We start from the raw sequence: 18,119 nt of genomic DNA, 5'->3' as shown, positions 1-18,119 counted from the left end.
GCCCTGTTGATGCAAGCCTTTTCATTGCGCCCTTGAAGGGGTCACGCAGGTTCGGTTCCGCCTGTGCAGCACCTTGCCAGAAATCCTGCGCGGCGCAGGCAAGGGAAAGGCGAAAATTCAGCCGTCAGAATAACCCCGGATTTAGCGGGGAAGCTGCCGTCATACCGCCATCGATCGTGAAACATTCGCCGGAGATATAAGAAGCCTCGTCCGTAAGCAGCCACGCGACCATATTTGCAATGTCTTCAGGCTTGCCAAAGCGCCCGACCGGATGACGGGCAAGCGCATCGGACCTTGCGGCATCCGGATCGCGGGCGAGGGCAAAAGCGTCTTCTGCCATGGCTGTCATAATCCAGCCGGGACGGATCGCATTGCATCGGACATTCGGGCCGTGATCTACGGCGATGGAACGGGTCAATGCGTGGACGAAAGCTTTGGAGGCATTGTAAAGCGCCATGGTCGGGTCTGACACCACGCCGGAAACAGAGCCGATATTCACAATTGCACCGCCCTGATCCGTCATTCGGGGCAGCACCGCGCGACACATATTAAATGTGCCGCGACAGTTTACGTCCATCACCTGATCGTAATCCGCATCAGTACTGTCGATGACGGTTTTTTCAACCTGAACGCCTGCGTTGTTCACCAATGCCTGTACCGGTCCGGCAGCCGACAACAACGCCGCCCATCCCTCGCTGGTGGCGACATCGCCCTGCACCCAGATCGCGCCTGCGGGCAGATCTTCCGGTTCGGCGCCCCGTCCACAGGTCACGACGCGCCAACCATCGCGCAGCAATCGTACAACAATGGCCCGACCGATCCCGCGTCCACCTCCGGTAACAATGGCTGTTTTATCCATGCGCGTATATCCCGGCTATGGTAAGGACTTCTTTCTTGGGCATACAGGTAATGACGACGGGCTGTGTCAACGGTCTGTTCCTTCTTCAGAGTTTCATTTGCTGGACTTGGGCAGACAGGCCGCCATCCAGAACCCAAAGCTGTCCGGAGGCATAGCGCGCCTCGTCTCCGGCCAGCCAGTTCACCAGATTGGCAATGTCATCTGGCGAACCATAGCTGCGCATCGGATGCACATCGCGTACTGCTTTTTGCAGTGTCTCGATATCGCCCCCGTTGCCGCCGGACCCTTCCCCTTTGAAGAAACTTTGCAGCATCGGGGTATCGACATAGCCCGGACAAACAGCATTTACTCGGATTCCTTCGGGGCCATGATCACACGCCATCGCACGGGTCAGCGCATGCACCGCGCCTTTGGTAGCGCAATAAGCAGCAAGGCCCGGATCGGCGATAAATCCGTCATATGAACCAAAGTTGATAACGCTGGCCGTCCTACCCGATTTCGCTGCAACCCGCAGCAAGGGCAAAGCGTATTTCGATGTCAGAAATGTCCCCGTGCAATTCACCGCAAAGCTTTTGTTCCACTCGTCCAGCGTGGTGTCTTCGATCGTTTTTTCAATTTCTATTCCGGCCGCATTCACCAGAATATCAAGTTTGCCCTGCTCGCCGGTCACCCGTTCCATCGCGGCCATCACGTCGGTTTCCGACGTCACATCCAGTTTAACAAAGTTGCTGCCATCTGCATCATGCGCTGCCAGTGACCCCTGCTCGGTCAGATCGCCAGCATAGACGGTGGCCCCTTCGCGCAGGAACCGTGCAACAATCGCGCGGCCGATACCACCCCGTCCACCCGTGACAAATGCTGTCTTTCCTTCAAGTGTCATCGCTGTCTCCCTGTTCGCCTTGCGGGGCTGTGGCCGAGATTACATGTTCGTACATACTGCCACCCGTAAAGGACAATCGTCCGTCACAAGGCTGCCTTGCTATATGCGTCCAGTATCAACCCGTGAAAGTGATGAACCGCGTGTTCCGATTTGCCGGAGCCTTCGGGATCATTCACGATCCGGCCTTGCACAAACGCAGGTGTCTCCATGCCCCGCTGAACACTTTCAACCAAGGCGATGTCCTCGACCTGCAACACCTCATCAATATAGCGAACCGTGTCCAGTTCGGCTTCGTTCGGTTCCGGGGATTCCAGATAAAAGTCATAGGTTTCAAAGGTCCGGTTCGGTCCGGCGGGGATGATGTTCATCACAATCATGGAAGAGCGTCCCGGATAGCGCATCAGGCAGGTATTGGGCCATAACCACCAAACCGCATGGGTGCGTACGGTGGCGTTCGACACATCATAAGCGCTGTTTTCAGAAAGCCCCGCATCCGCCATATGGCTGGAATAGATGCCATGCGTGGTGACTTTATAAGTGTCCATATCCACCAGATCACAAAAGTCTTTGTGTGCGGTCGGGCAATGGTAGCATTCCAGAAAGTTATCGACGACATTCTTCCAGTTGGACTTGATATCATAGGTCAGACGCTTGGCGAAGGTCAGGTCTTCTATATCCGGTGCCCAATGGCAGATTTCGGTTTTTAGATCACCTGTCAGGCTGGACAAGGGCTCTGCTTGCGGATCAAGGTTTACATAAACAAAACCGCAGAACTCTTCGACTTGGACCTGATCGAGGCAAATTTCTTCCGGTTCGAAATTTTCCAGATTCTCTGTTTCTGGCGCCCGCACCAGTTCGCCGCTCAGCCGGTATACCCAAGCATGATAGGGACACATGATGCGGGTTGTTGTCCCCGCGCCGGATAGAAGAATATGCGCGCGATGTTTGCAAACGTTATAAAACGCCCGCAGCTTGCCATCTTTTCCACGCACCACTGCAACAGGATGTCCTGCAATTTCAACAGTAGTATAGGCCCCTTCGCCCCGCAGTTTTTCAACATGGCAGACCCATTGCCACGTCTTTGAAATAACGGCCTTCAGATCGACATTGTACCAATGTTCTTCGGTGTAGGCGTCGGCATGTAAAGACAGCGAACGTGACGGGGACACATCATAGCCCTGATGGATCGCCCTAAACTGTTCTTTCGACGGAAATCCGCTCATGTGTTTACCCTCGGCTGGATGCGTTTCGATCGCTAACGATGGAACAAAATTATATTGCACGAAGTTTTGAACCTGAATGGCCACAGATCGCCAGCGAATTAACTTTTTTGGCCATCATTCCTGTTTCTACTTGTCTCGCCGTACATGGGCCAGGCGCGGAATTCGAAGGGAACACGTCCTTCCACGCGATCTTTTGCCGGTGGCAATCCGAAGCGGTCTTTATAGGAACGGCTGAAGTGCACCTGACTGGAAAATCCGGATGCGACCGAGATTTCGGACATGGACAGTTCGGTTTGGGTGACAAGCCCGCGTGCGCGATCCAACCGGATGTCCCGATAATAAAGCGACGGTGATTTCTTTATATACTGCGCAAACAACCGGTCCACATGCCTGTGCGAACAGCCAAGCCGGCTGCAGATTTCCGGAATTTTAACCGGATCTTCAAGGTTTTCTTCCATGATCCGTATGACCTGCTTGACGACAGACGGAACCGTCGCCCCCAGCGGTTCAGCCCCGGCAGGCTGCTGCCATGTGCCATGTTCTCGCAATTCAGGGTGGAAGATATACCGTGATGCAGCGTTCGCCAGCGCGGGACCGCAGATACCCTGCAGGATGTGCAATGCAAAATCGACAGACGCCGTACCACCACAGCAGGATGCAAACCGCCCGTCAAAAGCGAACAGATCCTCAACAACCTCTGTGTCCGGATAGCTCTCCTTGAAAGCGTCGATATGCTCGTAATGTACGGTCGCCCGCCGGTTTTTCAGCAATCCCGATTGCGCCATGATAAATGCGCCCGTGTCTAATCCGGCAATTGTCGCACCCGCTCGCGCCCAGTTTTGCAATGCAAACTGAAGCTTTTTGCTGCCATGGCGTTCAGGGGTCCAGCTTGACGAAATCAACGCAATGTCCGGCGTTTGGCCAGCACTTGCCGGCAGGGGTTCACAGTCCATGCCAATTCCGTTGCTTGGCACACATATCCCACCTGATTGCGAATAGAACCGCCACCGGAACAACTGCCGTCCCTCAAGGTAGTTTGCCGCGCGGAAAGGGTCGATGAATCCCAAGGTAGCGAAAGCGTTAAAGCTGGGAGTTACGATAACGGCCAACTCTATAAGATCGGAGCGACCTAGCGGCATTGGCGAAAAACCTTTCATGAATGGCCATTAGAGTTAAATCACCTCCCTGTAACCTGCAAGAATTCGTTTGGGTCCAGTTCCGCCTAACACCCACCCACAATCAGCATCCCGTCACTCCGCGCGGTGCCAGTAGGCCGAAGCGAGTGGAAAGGCCGTGTCCAATCCCAACCCCGCCTTGGCAAAAGATGCAGTCGGGGGGGGGCGGTTATAGCGTCAGTTCTTCTGAGAACTACGCTCCCCGTGCAAGACTTGCGCAATACCCGATTGCGCAAGTCCACGGCGAGCCGGTGATTTAGAACGGGTAATGCTGGTGGGGATGCTCAATAGGGAACTTTTGCATTAACCGGCATAAGACAGACATTCAAACGTCATCGGTTTCCCGCAGTGGTCATCCGGATACAGACTTCATCAGTAGGTATAAGTTAATCAAACCGTCCCTTACAGTTGCCCCAGTTTGTATTTTTCGAGAATGTCCAAAAGCTCTTTCGCGGCGCGCTGACGGTGGTGGCGAAATGCTTCGCGCGTGGCGACGGCGTCACCGCGACGCAGATGTTCTAGGATATCGCGATGTTCTGCGGTGGATTTCGTCGGAAGGTTGCGCATCCGCAAGGTCACGACACGGGCGCGATGCACCTGATCGTAAAGCGATTCAACAAATCCCTTTAGCCGACGGTTACCCTGCATTTCCAGCAAGGTCAGATGAAAGCGGTCATCAGCTTCGGCCCAAGCATCAAGGTTCTTTTCAACCAGCGCCATTTCCATATCTGTAGTTGCCTGTTCCAGTGGGGCGAGCTCGGCAGCGCTTGGATTGCGCAGCGCCATTGCTGCCGCAGCATCTGGTTCTAAAGATGTCAGAATTTCATAAATTTCACGCATGTCATCTGCATTGATCGGTTTAACCCGTGCGCCGCGTCGTGGGATGAGTTCGACCAGCCCTTCGGCTTCCAGGCGGATCAGTGCTTCGCGGACGGGTGTTCTGCTCATTCCCAAACGCAGGGCGATTTCGGGTTCCGGCGCCTGAAACCCCGGTGGCATCCGGTTTGTCCTGATTTCATCTTTCAAACGCATATAAGCGTCACTGACCCGCGATGATTTGTCGGTTCGAGGCATGGTGACACTCCTTAATTTGATCTGGACTATAAAGATGGTGCTGGGAGGAGGTCAAATGTGATGACGCCTGACAGGTCATTTACCTGCTTGGCCATCCGTAAAGACCTGCCCGAAAATGTCTACTTTCTTGGCTGTAACAAGGGGGGCTGCCTCCACATCGAACGCCTTGAAATGATCACTTTGGAGGTGCTGATCAAAGGCCGCGCGGCTTGTATAAAGCTCGTACAAAAAGACGGTGTTCGAAGGCTCGCCCTGTACGCAGACGTCAAACTGTTTGCAGCCGTCTTCTTTGGCCAGCGACTGGGCAGCTTGGCGGTGCATCAGGGGTATGAAGTCAGCCATTTTATCGGCAGCGATAGTGAATGTGACGCACACGGCGATCATGGGTTAGATCCTTTATGTTTCGGATGGACAACGGTGGTGGATTTCGCCCGCTTGTTTCGGTGACTGGGGTCCAGTTCAAGTTTTGAAGCTTTGGCAGGGTCTGGATTGCTCCTGTGCCTACCTGTACGTGTCGTTACCATTGCGTCATCGCGGTGTACCGGCATGATGCCGTTTGACCCACGTATTGGAAGAACGCTAGCTCCGGTGAAATCATCTGCGATGGCACCCGCAATAATAGGTGTGTGGTGATTTTCTTTCAAATCAGGCAGATTTTGGCGCAGCATCTGCCGCAATAAGAGACAGAATTTGGGCTGTTACAGCATCGGTTCCCATGTCTCCGCCAAATTCCATCGGACGCAGTGAATTGGCTTCGAAGCCTGCATCAACCGCATGTTCTATCCATTGTCCCGCCTTGGCAAAGCTTTCAACATTCGATTTTTCCGCCAGGTAATCGAGCATCAACGCCCCCGACAAGATCGCGGCAAGCGGGTTCGCTTTATCCTGGCCCATAATATCAGGGGCGGAACCGTGGGCAGGTTGAAACAGGCCATGGTTGTCGCCGATTTCCGCACAAGCTGCCATGCCCATACCGCCGACCAGACCACCTGCCAGATCCGACAGAATATCGCCAAACATATTTTCCATAACCAAAACATCGGCTTCCCACGGGGCACGGATCAGGTTCAAAGCCTGCGCATCGACATAGGCATAAGCACGGTCGATATCCGGAAATTCGGGCGCGATTTCATCGAAAATTTTTCGAAAGAACGCCATAGAGGCGAAGACATTGGCCTTATCCACGCAAGTGACACAACCGGGCGCGCCCTTGGCTTTGCGTTTTTGCGCCAGCCGGAATGCAAAACGGTGCAGCTTTTCCGTGGTCGTCCGCGTGATCCGCAGGGTATCGCGCACTTCACTGTCACCGATGATTTGGCTACGCCCGTGGGCCGCAGCAGAGTAGAACAGGCCTTCGGTGGATTCACGCAGAATAACCATGTCGATGTTGGCGGCCCGTGGATCGGCAAGGCGCTGGGGTGCATTTGGATAGGCTTTTACCGGGCGAACCCCCGCATACAACCCGAACCGGTCGCGCAGCCGTAAGTGAGGGCTGATTTCAGTGCCGTCTTCATGGCGGATCGACGGCAGGCCGATGGCGCCAAGGAATATCGCGTCTGCCGCGCCCGCACGCTCTTCGCCATCGGGGGCAATGTCACGGCCGGTTTCAGCAAAACAGGTGGCGCCCGCTTTGATTTCTTCGAACGTCAATTGCGGCGCGCTTGCTTTTTCCAATGCAGCATTCACAATCCTGACGGTTGCATTGGACACATCAACGCCAATGCCGTCACCTTTGATCAATGCAACTGTTTGTCGATTTTCCATATTCTGCTCCATTTTATGGCCCAGCACCTTGTGGCGGGGCCGTGATACCTTGCGTCGAACTTACTGTTTGATCGGTCCAGCCGGACCAGGATCAAGCCGCCAAATGTGATCTGCGACGCCTTGGGGAAAGATGCGGGTCACATGAGGATCGTGCCCCGGAATGATCAGCTCCTGACGCGATGCAAGACGCAAAAGCGTGTCGTAACCCGCCAGCATTTCAGGCAGATCCACGACGATGGGGAACGGTTTGCGCGCCAACATGTTTTCGTAATAATGCGCTGCATCAGAGGCCAGAACCATCCAGCCCTGCGCAGTGCGCACCCGCACGACCTGTAAGCCGCGACTGTGCCCGCCGACGCAATGCACTGTCACACCATCCGCAATTTCGCCTTCACCGTCATGAAATATGACTTGTCCCGAATAAAGCCGTTTGACGGCTTCGCAAATGTGGCTTGCCGAAAATGGCATGCGCAGTGTGTCGTGGCACATGCAAGGGCCGGTCGCAAAGGCCATTTCCGCGGCCTGCATATGCAATTTTGCGTTTGGGAACAGATGAAGCCCGCCTGCGTGATCATAGTGAAGATGGGTCACAATTACGGTGGTGATGTCTTCGGGTCGCAAACCCAAAGGCCTGAGCGAGACAGCCGGGTCCTGGCGAATGGGGCGCGCGCGTATGGCTGCTTCTGCGCTGTCGTAGCCGGTGTCCACAAGGATCGTTTCGGAACCGCGCCGCAGCACCCACATGAAATAATCCATCGGATGAGGTGTGTCATGGGCGTCGTCAAAGATAAAACTGTCGCGCCGTGTGCGCGTATTCCGGTCGGCGTATTTGACGGCGTGTACTTCCCAGTCGGTCATTGTTGCGTCTTTCCAGATCAGTTGCGTTACGCAGATTGGATTTTGCGCCAACCCGTTCCGAAGAACAATGCGTTGGCGCTGTTGTGGATCTTATCGAAACAGGAGAACCATCGTCATCGAAATTGCAGGGATGTAGGTCACCAGCATTAGGGCCGTGATTGCTGCAATATAAAGGGGTGCCATCGCCCGCGCGATAGACAGAACGCCGTCACCAGATATGCGCGCGGCAACATATAGCGTGGCACCAACCGGGGGCGTAAACAGGCCCACCGCGACATTACAGGTCATAATGACACCCAGATGCACCGGATCAACGCCAAAGGATTGCGCCATCGGCAGGAACAACGGTGCCGTCAGCAAAATCGCCGGCACGGGGTCTAGCACAAGGCCAAGTATCAGCATGACGATGTTGACTAGCAACAAGAACACCCATGGGCTGCCTGATAGGTCTTGAACGAAGGCCACCAAAAGCTGTGGAAGTTGTTCAAGCGTAATCATCCAACCCAAAACGCTGGTTGCGCCGATCACGACCATCACCACCGCAGAGGTGACGAAGGCGTCGATCATCAATGAAGGCAATTCGCGGATCTTGAAATCACGATAGACAAATATGGTGACAACCAGCCCGTAAACGACAGCAAGGGCAGCGGCTTCGGTTGGGGTAACCCAGCCTGTAAAGATTCCGCCAAGGATCAGCACAGGCATCATCAGCGCAGGGAATGTGCCAAGAAATGATCGCCAAAGTTCACCTTTGCTGGTGGTACGTCCCCCCGGATCGCAGCCGGTGGATTTACCAACGCGGTAGCAAACGACCATGAAGAACAATCCAAAGATCAGCCCCGGCACCATACCTGCCAGGAACAAATCCGCGACAGACACATTGCCAACAAAGCCATAGATCAGCATCGGGATTGAAGGCGGAATGATGATGCCGATCGTGCCTGCTGCGGCAACAAGGCCCGCAGCAAAGGGACGATGATAGCCCTCTTTCGCCATGTTTTTGATCATGACAGACCCGATAGCTGCGGAATCAGCAATTGCAGATCCAGAAATACCACCAAAGATCATTGATGCACCGACAACAACCATACCAAGACCGCCAGGCATGAACCCAAAGGCTGCGCGCGCAAAACCGATGATGCGCAAGCCGACACCGCCCCGCGACATAAGCTCACCCGCGACGATGAATAACGGGATCGCAAGAAAGTGGTTGGGTTCGACCCCGCCGATGAAGTTCAGATAGACCGCCTGAAGCGGATATCCGGACAAATCAAACACAAAGATTGGCAGAATAGCTGTGACCAGAATGGCCCAGACAAGCGGGATACCCATGAAGATCGTAATGAGAAATACCGCAACGATAAAAATCAAAATCATAGGATTGCGCCTGCTTCGGGGTCATCCTTGAGCATGTCACCCGGATGGGTCCAGTCGTGGATCATGTTGAAAAGATGAAAAATGAGCGCGCAGATCATGCCGACCGGCATAGACGCGTAAAGCAGCCCGACAGGCCAATACAAGACAGTGGTTTGTTGCGCCCAACTGTGGTTGGCAATTGATGTGCCGTACCAGATCAGAGATGCCAGAATGAGCAAAACAATCAAATCAATGACAAGAGCCAATATGCGCTGCCCGGCTTGGGGAACCAGATAGGCCGAAATTTCAGTGACGCGCATATGGGCCCCGCGTGCCATTGCGGCGGCTGCCCCTAAAAACGTGCTCCACAACAGCAAGAATGCGGTCACTTCAAGCGACCAGGCAAGATCAAACCCTACGGCGCCACGTAAGAATGCGTTGGTAAAAACCAATCCAACGATGAAGAGCCCGCCACACACCAGGCACACGTCAATGGCCGCGCTTAGCAATTTCAAAGGTCTTGGGTAAAGTGGTCTGTAATCCATGCGACAAGTTCCGAAAGTCAAAGTGTGTCGGAAGCCCCTGTTCTTGGGGCTCCGACGTGTGGGTTACCCCATTTTGGTGATCAGTTGCTTGGCATCGCCTTGCGGATTGCATCAGCATCAGCCAGCAAACCATCGACGGCTTCTGCACCGTAAACCGCGCGGGCTTCATCATAGACAGAAGCAACTGCTTCGCGGAAAGGACCGATTTCGGGAACAGTGACCGTTGCGCCTGCTGCTTTCATTTCACTGATCTGTGAATCCACCGAGTTTTTCACCAGATCACGGCTGAAAGCAGCGGCTTCTGTCGCGGCGCGTGTTACAGCCGCCTGATCTTCGGGTGAGAACTTCTTCCACGTTGCCTCGGACACGGTTAACGGCAACGGGCTATAAACGTGGCGGGTCAGTGTAATGTTGGGCGCGACTTCATAAAACCGCAGGGATTTGATTGTGTCGATCGGGTTTTCCTGACCGTTGACGGTGCCTTGCTGGATTGCAAGATAGACATCTGTTATCGGCATAACGACGGTCTGGAAACCGATGGCCTCCATGCTCCAGCGGATCATGTCGTTGGGATAGACGCGCATTTTCATGCTTTGCGCATCGGCAGGGGAATTCAACGGTTTGTTCGTTGTGAAAGATCTGAAGCCAGCTTCCCATGTGGCAAGAACCCGAAACCCGACTTCCGGGAGTTTGTCAAATTCACCCTGCAACCAGTCGGAATTGTCGTACAATTCCCACCCCTGTTCGTAGCTGTCGACCAAGAATGGCATGGCGGTCAGGTTCAGCGAAGCAAGGTGAGTGGCGTAAGAACCGGTTGCGGAAACGGTGAAATCGACGCCGCCAAGGATCAATTGTTCGATCGCTTTCGGATCGTTGGCAAGCTGCCCTGCCGGAAAAATGCGCACTTCGTAGCGGCCCTCGGTATACTCGCCGACTTTTTCGGCGAAGACTTCAGCAGCGGCCTGACGTGATCCCCCCGGATTGTCCGTGTGGCTGAACCGCAGAACCTGTTGTGCAGCGGCGCTTGTGCCTAAGACTGCCATTAAACCTGCCGCAGCAGCGACCTTCAAAAACGTGAAATTCATCATATCCTCCCTGATACGCGATCATTATTGCGTTTTTTAACGTATACATTAATGTATTCTTGTCAACAGCACTATTTTTCAACCTGATGGGTGCTGTAAGAACGTCAGCTGAACAGGGCAAAAAAGAGGGGGATAAGATGGATATCGGCAAATCATTACGCATTGCTTGCGTCGGTGCGGGGTATTTCAGCCAGTTTCATCGGGATGGTTGGGCGCGGCTTGACGGGGCTGACGTTGTCGGTGTGTGCGATCACAACTTTGCCGCCGCGCAGTCGACGGGAATCAATGCTTACAATGACCTTGTCACAATGATCGAAACCGAAACGCCCGATGTTTTGGACGTCATCCTGCCCCCGCAGGCGCACGCCGAAACTATTCGCACTGCCATGCGGGCCGGCGTTAAAACGATCATCTGTCAAAAACCGTTTTGCCGTGATCTAGCCGAAGCGACGGCACTTACTCGGGCCGCCAATGCGGCAGACGTTACATTGATCATACACGAAAACTTTCGCTTCATGCCATGGTATCGCACGATGCGAAACATTCTGGACGATGGCGGGCTTGGCACTGTGTTACAGGCCACGTTCCGGTTAAGACCGGGCGATGGTCAGGGACCGGACGCCTATATGGACAGACAACCCTACTTCCAGACAATGCCGCAACTGCTTATCCATGAAACAGGGATTCACTGGGTTGATGTGTTCCGCTTTTTGTTTGGGGATCCCACCCATGTTTATGCGGATTTGCGCAGGGTCAATCCGGCGATTGCAGGCGAAGACGCGGGATTTGTGCTGCTTGATCATCCCGACGACGTCCGCGTTTTACTGGATGGCAACCGGCTCCTGGATCACGCCGCCGACAATCATCGGCGCACGATGGGCGAGGCCTTGATCGAAGGCACCAAAGCATCGCTATCGCTTTATGGTGACGGCAGTGTCTGGCAACGCCCGTTCGGTGCCCAATCGGCCGTCTGTGTCGGACCAGCCAATACGCATAAAAATTTCGGGGGCGACTGTGTTTTTGCATTTCAGAAGCATGTTATCGAAGGCCTTTCCGGGCGCGGTACACTCGTGAATACTGCACAGGATTACCTGACCGTGATACGCGCCCGCGATGCAATTTACCTGTCGGCGGAAACGGGGCAGAAACGAGCGCTTTAGGTGCGTGATCTGTGATTTAAGGCTAATCTGCACCAAATCTAGATAACGCAACAGAACCCTTCGTTCGGGCAGGTGTATTGAACCCCACTAAAATCAATTTGGATTAGCGCAGGGCTTCCAGTTCTATCGCCTTTGCAACGCCTTGTTCCAGAACCGTGTTCAAGATGTCTGCAACACAGTCGCGCCATGCAGAATTTTCGACAAGCGCCTTTGGAATAAACGCAAATTCGTCATGCAGGGCTGTTGAAATCCGCCCTGCGTCACGAGGGATGTCTTTTAGGGCGCGGGCAATTTCCGCTTCACGCGGGTCGCGCAGGGCATAGGAATCCCCTGCATCTGTCACCCCAAGGCAATAGCGCATCCAAACCGCTGTTGCGAAAGCGAACGGGCGTAAATCAAACCCGTTTTCAATGGCATCAAGCGCGGGGGCAAAGATGCGTTGTGGCAGTTTTTCCGTGCCATCCATCGCGATCTGATAGGTCTCATGTGCAATGGACGGGTTGTTGAACCGCGCCACCAGATCATTGGCATAGGTTTCAAAACTCAGCGCTGGCAGTGGGTCCAGCGTTCGGGCAGCCGCCGTTAGATGACGACGCACCAATTGCGCAAGGTCGGGATCAGACATGACATCGCGCACGTAACGGTGCCCGGCCAGAAAACCGGAATAGGCCAGCATGGAATGGGCCCCGTTCAACATGCGCAGTTTCATCCGCTCATAGCTGTCAACATCCTGCACAAAAAGCGCCCCGCCGTGTTCCCACGCCGGGCGGCCTTCGGGGAAATGGTCTTCTATGACCCATTGGGTGAATGTTTCGGTTTCAATGGCACCAAGGTCGATACATCCGGTCAGGCGTTGCGCCTCGTTTCGGGTTTCAGCCCCTGCGGCGGGGGTGATACGGTCCACCATACAAGAAGGGAAAGCCACGTTCCTGCTGATCCAATCGGCCAGACCGGACTCCAGCAGGCGGGCAAAGCCGATAAGACCTTTTTGTAGAAACTGCCCGTTGTTTGGCAGGTTGTCGCAACACAAAACAGTAAACGGCGCCACCCCGTTGGATTTTCTGTAAGACAGCGCCGCATGTAATAAACCAAGCACAGATCTGGGCGTATCGGGCGTGGCCAGATCCGCCGCAATAACAGGGTTTTGTGGATCAGGAAGGCCCGTGGTGCGGTCAATTCCGTACCCTTTTTCCGTGACCGTCAGCGTTACAATACGGATCGCAGGATTACACAATGCTTTCAGGGTTGCCGCCGGATCAGCGGCGATAACCTGTGAAATTGCGCCGATCACACGGCCCGACACACCTGTTTCACCCCGTTCGATCAAGGTATACAGGCCGTTTTGCGGTTCCAGCGCGTCGACAACATCGCGATTGCGCAGGCTGACACCGACAATGCGCCAGTCGCCGCCGGACTCGGCCAGTGCTGCATCGGTCATGGCGGCCTGATGTGCCCTGTGAAATGCCCCAAGTCCAAGATGTACAATGCCAGCACCATGGGCATCAGGGTCATAGCGGGGCGGCACGGCTGCGCCGGAAATATCCGCAATGCGGGAAAGTCGCTTCACAGTCATATCCTGTCCCGAACCCCAGAGTGGGACAGCGCAGTGACGATGCCGCGCAGTTCTGCCAGACCTTTCAACCGCCCGATCGAGGGATACCCCGGTTGCGCATTCCGCCCCAGATCGTCCAGAATATCCTGCCCGTGATCGGGTCGGAACGGGATTGACGCATCGTCCCTGCCGGATGCCCGACGGCGTTCTTCCTGTTTCAGAACCGCTGCAATCAGCGCTACCATATCAGTGTCACCTTCAAGATGGGCCGCTTCGTGGAAGCTGCCGCAGATTTCAGAGGTTTCCCGCTTAACATTGCGAAGATGCAGAAAATGCACCCGATCCCCCAAACGTTCCATCATGCCAGGCAGGTCGTTATCCGGTCGCGCACCCAGAGAGCCTGAACACAGGGTTACGCCGTTGGCCATCAGATCAACCGCATCCAGAACCTGCCTGTAATCCGCTTCCGTGGACATAATTCGCGGCAGGCCCAACAAAGGGGTTGGCGGATCGTCGGGATGACAACACAAGCGCATCCCCAGTTCTTGTGCCACGGGCGCAACCTCGGTCAGAAAATCAATCAGATTTGCGCGCAGCCCTTCTGCGCCCAGACCAGCATAGGCGGACAGGTGATAGCGCAGATCTTCGAGCGAAAAGTTCTCGGCAGCCCCAGGCAAACCGAACACAACATTGCGCACAAGGCTTTGGATGTCCTCTGGCTGCAAGGTTGCAAAAACCTGATCGGCCGCAGTTGCGATATGGTCGGGATAGCTTTCGACGGCCCCTTTTCGTTTCAGAATATGAATGTCAAAAGCCGCAAAGACCGGAAGTTCAAACCGCATACAGGTGGCCCCATTGGGCAGTTCAAACGCAAGGTCGGTGCGGGTCCAGTCCAGCACAGGCATGAAATTGTAACAGATCACCCTAAGCTCCGCAGCGTGCAGATTGTGGAGTGATTTTTTCCATGCGTCCAGATGGTTACGCCAGTCACCGGTTTGCCGCTTGATGTCTTCGGACACAGGCAGGCTTTCGACTACATCCCATTTCAAACCCGAAGGACCGCCCGCCGGTCTGGTTGCAATTTCCTTTTGGCGTTTGGCAATTTCTTCGGCTGTCCAGACAGCGCCAGTGGGGATGTGGTGCAAGGCCGAGACGACTCCTTCAACGCCCGCCTGCAACATAGTGTCGACCGAAACCCGGTCTTCCGGCCCAAACCAACGCCAAGTCTGTTTCATATGCATTCCTTCCGATTGCAGCGGGTGCCATTCAAAGCTTAGCCAATGAATAGCACAATTATTTTGTGTTGACTAGTATGGTAGTTGTCCTGCAAGGTCGGGACGAGGAGAAAAAATGACTGAGACTTCTAACGTCAATTCCAAAGCAAAGGCCCAGCTTGAAGCTAGCGGACCCGTGGGGGCGCAGCTTTATTCCCGTTTGCGGTTGCGCATCATCCAAGGGGAGTTGGAGCCCGGAACGCGTTTATCCGAGGTTGATGTGGCGTCCTATTACGACACCAGCCGCCAGCCCGTCCGCGAGGCATTTATCAAGCTTTCCGAGGCCGGATTGATCGACATCCGCCCCCAAAGAGGCAGTTTTGTCAGCCGCATCGACATGGCGTCGGTTCTGGCGGCGCAATTCATTCGTGAAGCGGTCGAGGCAGACATTGTACGCGCTGTGGCCACCCGTGCGGATGCGCAGATGCTGGCAGAGCTGGATGAAATCCTCTCGTTGCAAAGGGATGCCGCTGAAACCGACAATCCCCAACCGTTTATTGATCTGGACGAAGCCTTTCATCGCAAACTTGCAGATATTGCAGGGCAAGGAGCAGGTTGGGATTTTCTTCAGCCGCTGAAAAGCCAGATGGACCGTGTGCGCCACCTTAGCGCCAGCCAGTTCCCCCGAAGTATTCTCGTAGAACAGCACACACAGATCGTCGATGCAATCAAAGCCGGAAACCCCGGCGACGCCGAAGAAAAAATGCGCCTGCACCTGCGTCGCATTCTGGATGATGTTCCTGTTGTCGCTGCGGCCAAACCTGCGTTTTTCATTGCGGAGCCTTCCTGATGGCCAGCCCCATGTTGCATCCCGATCGTTTGTTGCCCGCCGATCCGGCAACCCGCAAACTGGCGCGCGATCTGTATACGGCGGTTGAGGGGCTGGCGATTATTTCCCCCCATGGCCACACTGATCCCTGCTGGTGGGGTGAAAACCCTGCGTTTTCCGATCCCGCAGCCCTATTTGTGACGCCGGACCATTATGTTACGCGGATGTTGACCAGTCAGGGCATCCCCTTCGAAGCGCTTGGCATCGGTGCGAATTGCGAAAAAGATCCCCGCAAAATCTGGCAAACTTTTGCGGATCATTACTATCTTTTTGCAGGAACACCGTCGCGGATGTGGGTGGATGATGCGCTCTCCCGTCTGTTTGGCGTTACCCGCCGTCTGGGCCCGAAAACCGCCAATGACATTTACGATGCCATTGCCGAACGTTTGCCCGAGCCCGATACACGCCCGCGCGCGCTTTATGACCGTTTTGGCATTGAAGCCATTGCGACCACCGACAGTGCTTTGGACGATCTGGCTTACCACCACATGGCGCGCGAAAGTGGCTGGCAGGGGCGCGTTGTTCCGACCTATCGCCCTGATGCAGTGATTGATCCGGATACCCCTGATTTCAGCGCCAATCTGGAACGTCTGGCCGAAGTTTCAGGTTGTGATACCCGCACATGGGAGGGCTATTTGGACGCCCACCGGTCCCGTCGCGCGGCGTTTCGCGCACTTGGGGCAACGGCCACCGATCACGGCCACCCGACCCCCCGCACGGCAGATTTGCCGCTGACGGAAGCGCGCGCGCTTTATGAACGGGTGCGTTCAGGCAAAGCGGTACAAGGGGACAGTGAATTGTTCCGCGCGCAGATGCTGACCGAAATGGCGCGGATGTCGGTTGAAGACGGGCTTGTGATGCAGCTTCATTCAGGGTCTTTGCGGGGCCATTCCAGCGCGGTGCGTCGGGATTATGGGCCGGATCGCGGGTTTGATATTCCCGTGCCTGTCAGCTTCCCTGAGGCCCTGCGCCCCTTGCTCAATGCTGTGGGACTGGACCCGCGTTTGACCCTGATCCTGTTCACGCTGGACGAGACCACGTATTCCCGCGAACTGGCCCCCTTGGCAGGGGTCTGGCCCTGCTTGCGGCTTGGCCCGCCGTGGTGGTTTCACGACAGCTATGAAGGCATGCGCCGTTTTCGCGAAATGGCGATGGAAACGGCGGGGATCTATAACACGGTCGGCTTCAACGACGACACCCGCGCATTGTGTTCAATTCCGGCCCGTCATGACGTGGCACGGCGTGTGGATAGCGGCTGGCTTGCCGAAATGATCGTAACCCATCGGCTTGAGGAATCCGAGGCGTTCGAGATTGCCGAATTGCTGGCCCACGGGCTGGCGAAACAGGCTTACCAGCTTTGAAAGATTAATCGTGGTCGCGCTTTGGCACGATCAAACACTTGCTGATCCGGAATTTATGCCGGTTTGCAGAAAACCAAGGGAGAGAGACATGACAACCAAGAGAACCACTTTCGCACGCCGCAGCGTGCTCCAGCTTGGGGCCGCAGCACTCGCGACGCCAGCTTTGATGCGCACAGCTTGGGCACAGGATAAATTCGTCTGTAAAATTGCCCACTCCGAAGCCATCGGGTCACCGTTTACCAATGCGTTCGACAAATGGACCACCATGCTGAACGAACGCAGCGAAGGGCGCATTGACGCGCAGCATTTCCCGGCCAGTCAGTTGGGTGGCCTTGCACAGCTTCTTGAAATGAGCCGCATCGGGACAATTCAGGTCACCGCCGCAGGCCCCGACAGTGAAGAAGCCATCGCACCTGAAATCGCCGCGACCGCAGGCGCACCCGGCTTTATCTACAAAAACGAAGCTCACGTTGACGCGGTTCTGCAAGGCGACATCGGGCAGGAAATCAGCCAGATCGCACGGGAAAAAACCGGCGTCGAATTCATCGCTTACGGCGAAGTCGGCTTCCGCCATCTGCTGACCAAAGTTCCGGTGACCGATCTGGCCAGCTTGCAAGGGGTCAAGCTACGGGTGCCCGAAGTGCGCATCTGGGTGGATTTCTGGAAAGCCCTTGGCGCAAACCCGACACCGCTGCCCTATTCCGAACAGTATTCCGCCCTGTCTACCGGCGTTATCGACGGTCTGGATTCGGATTACTTCTCTATTCTCGGGTTCAAATGGCACGAACAGGCAAAATACGTTCTGCCGACCTATCACTGGTTCCTGCCCAAAGCGATCCGGATGAATGCTGCATGGCTGGATAGCCTGCCTGCCGATCTGCAAGAGTTGTGCCGGACGTCTGCCAAAGAAGCCTTTGCAGAACAACGCAGCATCAATCGGGCAGGAGCGGATCAGGCGCTTGAGGACCTGAAATCCGCAGGCTGTATCGTGAACCCGTTCCCCGCTGCTGAAAAAGCCAAATGGGAAGAAAAATCCGCCGGTCTTTTTGAAGAATTCGGCGCGACCAGCCCTGAAACTGCCGCAATGATCGCAAAGATCCGCGCGCTTGGTTAATTGGTTTTGT

General features: G+C 55.1%; 17 protein-coding genes. 5 read left to right on the top strand and 12 right to left on the bottom strand.

The annotated features are described in order from the left end of the window. Positions 1–124: 124 nt before the first annotated feature. The 5 genes from C0U40_RS12645 to C0U40_RS12625 form a co-directional block, all read right to left on the bottom strand. The gene (locus C0U40_RS12645; RefSeq protein WP_101656165.1) at positions 125–859 is read right to left on the bottom strand and encodes an SDR family NAD(P)-dependent oxidoreductase; all 735 of its coding nucleotides are present in this window, start codon (positions 857–859) and stop codon (positions 125–127) included. An 85-nt stretch (positions 860–944) separates the two neighbouring features. Next, the gene (locus C0U40_RS12640) at positions 945–1,739 is read right to left on the bottom strand and encodes an SDR family NAD(P)-dependent oxidoreductase (protein ID WP_101656164.1); all 795 of its coding nucleotides are present in this window, start codon (positions 1,737–1,739) and stop codon (positions 945–947) included. An 83-nt stretch (positions 1,740–1,822) separates the two neighbouring features. Further along, the gene (locus C0U40_RS12635) at positions 1,823–2,962 is read right to left on the bottom strand and encodes an aromatic ring-hydroxylating oxygenase subunit alpha (RefSeq protein WP_101656408.1); all 1,140 of its coding nucleotides are present in this window, start codon (positions 2,960–2,962) and stop codon (positions 1,823–1,825) included. 98 nt (positions 2,963–3,060) lie between these two features. Beyond that, a complete protein-coding gene (locus C0U40_RS12630) occupies positions 3,061–3,915 on the bottom strand; it encodes a GlxA family transcriptional regulator (protein WP_286134959.1) in 855 nt (284 codons plus the stop codon). Positions 3,916–4,539: 624 nt separating this feature from the next. Then, positions 4,540–5,211 (bottom strand): GntR family transcriptional regulator, encoded by a 672-nt coding sequence (locus tag C0U40_RS12625; RefSeq protein ID WP_101656162.1) that lies wholly within the window; start codon positions 5,209–5,211, stop codon positions 4,540–4,542. A 57-nt stretch (positions 5,212–5,268) separates the two neighbouring features. Between C0U40_RS12625 and C0U40_RS20465 the strand changes: the two genes are divergently transcribed. After that, a complete protein-coding gene (locus C0U40_RS20465; RefSeq protein ID WP_435673796.1) occupies positions 5,269–5,658 on the top strand; it encodes a hypothetical protein in 390 nt (129 codons plus the stop codon). A 198-nt stretch (positions 5,659–5,856) separates the two neighbouring features. Here the strand turns inward: C0U40_RS20465 and C0U40_RS12615 are convergent, their stop codons facing one another. The 5 genes from C0U40_RS12615 to C0U40_RS12595 all read right to left on the bottom strand — a co-directional run bounded on the left by C0U40_RS12615 (position 5,857) and on the right by C0U40_RS12595 (position 10,819). Beyond that, positions 5,857–6,975, bottom strand: coding sequence for an isocitrate/isopropylmalate dehydrogenase family protein (locus C0U40_RS12615; protein WP_101656160.1), 1,119 nt, complete (start codon positions 6,973–6,975; stop codon positions 5,857–5,859). Between the two features lie 60 nt (positions 6,976–7,035). Beyond that, positions 7,036–7,833, bottom strand: coding sequence for an N-acyl homoserine lactonase family protein (locus C0U40_RS12610; protein WP_101656159.1), 798 nt, complete (start codon positions 7,831–7,833; stop codon positions 7,036–7,038). Positions 7,834–7,923: 90 nt separating this feature from the next. Beyond that, positions 7,924–9,210 (bottom strand): TRAP transporter large permease, encoded by a 1,287-nt coding sequence (locus C0U40_RS12605; RefSeq protein WP_101656158.1) that lies wholly within the window; start codon positions 9,208–9,210, stop codon positions 7,924–7,926. Further along, on the bottom strand, positions 9,207–9,734 hold the full coding sequence (locus tag C0U40_RS12600) for a TRAP transporter small permease (RefSeq protein WP_101656157.1): 528 nt from the start codon (positions 9,732–9,734) through the stop codon (positions 9,207–9,209). Before C0U40_RS12600 ends, C0U40_RS12605 begins: the two co-directional genes overlap by 4 nt. 80 nt (positions 9,735–9,814) lie before the next feature. Continuing rightward, positions 9,815–10,819 carry a TRAP transporter substrate-binding protein gene (locus C0U40_RS12595; protein WP_219619796.1) on the bottom strand — a complete coding sequence of 335 codons (1,005 nt, stop codon included), beginning with the start codon at positions 10,817–10,819 and terminating at the stop codon, positions 9,815–9,817. A gap of 137 nt (positions 10,820–10,956) precedes the next feature. Here C0U40_RS12595 and C0U40_RS12590 point away from each other — a divergent pair, with 137 nt between their 5' ends. Continuing rightward, a complete protein-coding gene (locus tag C0U40_RS12590; RefSeq protein WP_101656155.1) occupies positions 10,957–11,979 on the top strand; it encodes a Gfo/Idh/MocA family protein in 1,023 nt (340 codons plus the stop codon). Positions 11,980–12,082: 103 nt separating this feature from the next. Here the strand turns inward: C0U40_RS12590 and C0U40_RS12585 are convergent, their stop codons facing one another. Both C0U40_RS12585 and uxuA read right to left on the bottom strand, forming a co-directional pair. Beyond that, entirely contained in the window at positions 12,083–13,552 is a 1,470-nt protein-coding gene (locus tag C0U40_RS12585) for a mannitol dehydrogenase family protein (protein WP_101656154.1), read from the bottom strand. Further along, a complete protein-coding gene (uxuA, locus tag C0U40_RS12580) occupies positions 13,549–14,766 on the bottom strand; it encodes a mannonate dehydratase (RefSeq protein WP_101656153.1) in 1,218 nt (405 codons plus the stop codon). Before uxuA ends, C0U40_RS12585 begins: the two co-directional genes overlap by 4 nt. 115 nt (positions 14,767–14,881) lie before the next feature. Here uxuA and C0U40_RS12575 point away from each other — a divergent pair, with 115 nt between their 5' ends. The 3 genes from C0U40_RS12575 (at position 14,882) to C0U40_RS12565 (ending at position 18,109) form a co-directional block, all read left to right on the top strand. Beyond that, the gene (locus tag C0U40_RS12575; RefSeq protein WP_101656152.1) at positions 14,882–15,595 is read left to right on the top strand and encodes a GntR family transcriptional regulator; all 714 of its coding nucleotides are present in this window, start codon (positions 14,882–14,884) and stop codon (positions 15,593–15,595) included. Then, positions 15,595–16,995: a glucuronate isomerase gene (gene uxaC, locus C0U40_RS12570; protein WP_219619795.1), complete on the top strand. Its 1,401-nt coding sequence runs from the start codon at positions 15,595–15,597 to the stop codon at positions 16,993–16,995. The genes C0U40_RS12575 and uxaC overlap by 1 nt, the downstream gene beginning before the upstream one ends. Positions 16,996–17,083: 88 nt before the next feature. Further along, the gene (locus tag C0U40_RS12565; protein WP_219619794.1) at positions 17,084–18,109 is read left to right on the top strand and encodes a TRAP transporter substrate-binding protein; all 1,026 of its coding nucleotides are present in this window, start codon (positions 17,084–17,086) and stop codon (positions 18,107–18,109) included. Positions 18,110–18,119: the final 10 nt, after the last annotated feature.

The sequence above is a fragment of the Neptunicoccus cionae genome, from assembly GCF_002860325.1.
Classification (GTDB): domain Bacteria; phylum Pseudomonadota; class Alphaproteobacteria; order Rhodobacterales; family Rhodobacteraceae; genus Amylibacter; species Amylibacter lutimaris.
Note: the sequence above shows the minus strand (reverse complement) of the source record. Positions and strands in the feature narration are given on the sequence as shown.

Coding starts and splice junctions, on each gene's coding strand:
- C0U40_RS12630 (WP_286134959.1), bottom strand. CDS start 3,915: ATGGACTGTGAACCCCTGCCGGCAAGTGCTGGCCAAACGCCGGACATT.
- C0U40_RS12605 (WP_101656158.1), bottom strand. CDS start 9,210: ATGATTTTGATTTTTATCGTTGCGGTATTTCTCATTACGATCTTCATG.
- C0U40_RS12625 (WP_101656162.1), bottom strand. CDS start 5,211: ATGCCTCGAACCGACAAATCATCGCGGGTCAGTGACGCTTATATGCGT.
- C0U40_RS12565 (WP_219619794.1), top strand. CDS start 17,084: ATGACAACCAAGAGAACCACTTTCGCACGCCGCAGCGTGCTCCAGCTT.
- C0U40_RS12600 (WP_101656157.1), bottom strand. CDS start 9,734: ATGGATTACAGACCACTTTACCCAAGACCTTTGAAATTGCTAAGCGCG.
- uxuA (WP_101656153.1), bottom strand. CDS start 14,766: ATGAAACAGACTTGGCGTTGGTTTGGGCCGGAAGACCGGGTTTCGGTC.
- C0U40_RS12575 (WP_101656152.1), top strand. CDS start 14,882: ATGACTGAGACTTCTAACGTCAATTCCAAAGCAAAGGCCCAGCTTGAA.
- C0U40_RS12635 (WP_101656408.1), bottom strand. CDS start 2,962: ATGAGCGGATTTCCGTCGAAAGAACAGTTTAGGGCGATCCATCAGGGC.
- uxaC (WP_219619795.1), top strand. CDS start 15,595: ATGGCCAGCCCCATGTTGCATCCCGATCGTTTGTTGCCCGCCGATCCG.
- C0U40_RS12615 (WP_101656160.1), bottom strand. CDS start 6,975: ATGGAAAATCGACAAACAGTTGCATTGATCAAAGGTGACGGCATTGGC.
- C0U40_RS12645 (WP_101656165.1), bottom strand. CDS start 859: ATGGATAAAACAGCCATTGTTACCGGAGGTGGACGCGGGATCGGTCGG.
- C0U40_RS12590 (WP_101656155.1), top strand. CDS start 10,957: ATGGATATCGGCAAATCATTACGCATTGCTTGCGTCGGTGCGGGGTAT.
- C0U40_RS12585 (WP_101656154.1), bottom strand. CDS start 13,552: ATGACTGTGAAGCGACTTTCCCGCATTGCGGATATTTCCGGCGCAGCC.
- C0U40_RS12640 (WP_101656164.1), bottom strand. CDS start 1,739: ATGACACTTGAAGGAAAGACAGCATTTGTCACGGGTGGACGGGGTGGT.
- C0U40_RS12595 (WP_219619796.1), bottom strand. CDS start 10,819: ATGAATTTCACGTTTTTGAAGGTCGCTGCTGCGGCAGGTTTAATGGCA.
- C0U40_RS12610 (WP_101656159.1), bottom strand. CDS start 7,833: ATGACCGACTGGGAAGTACACGCCGTCAAATACGCCGACCGGAATACG.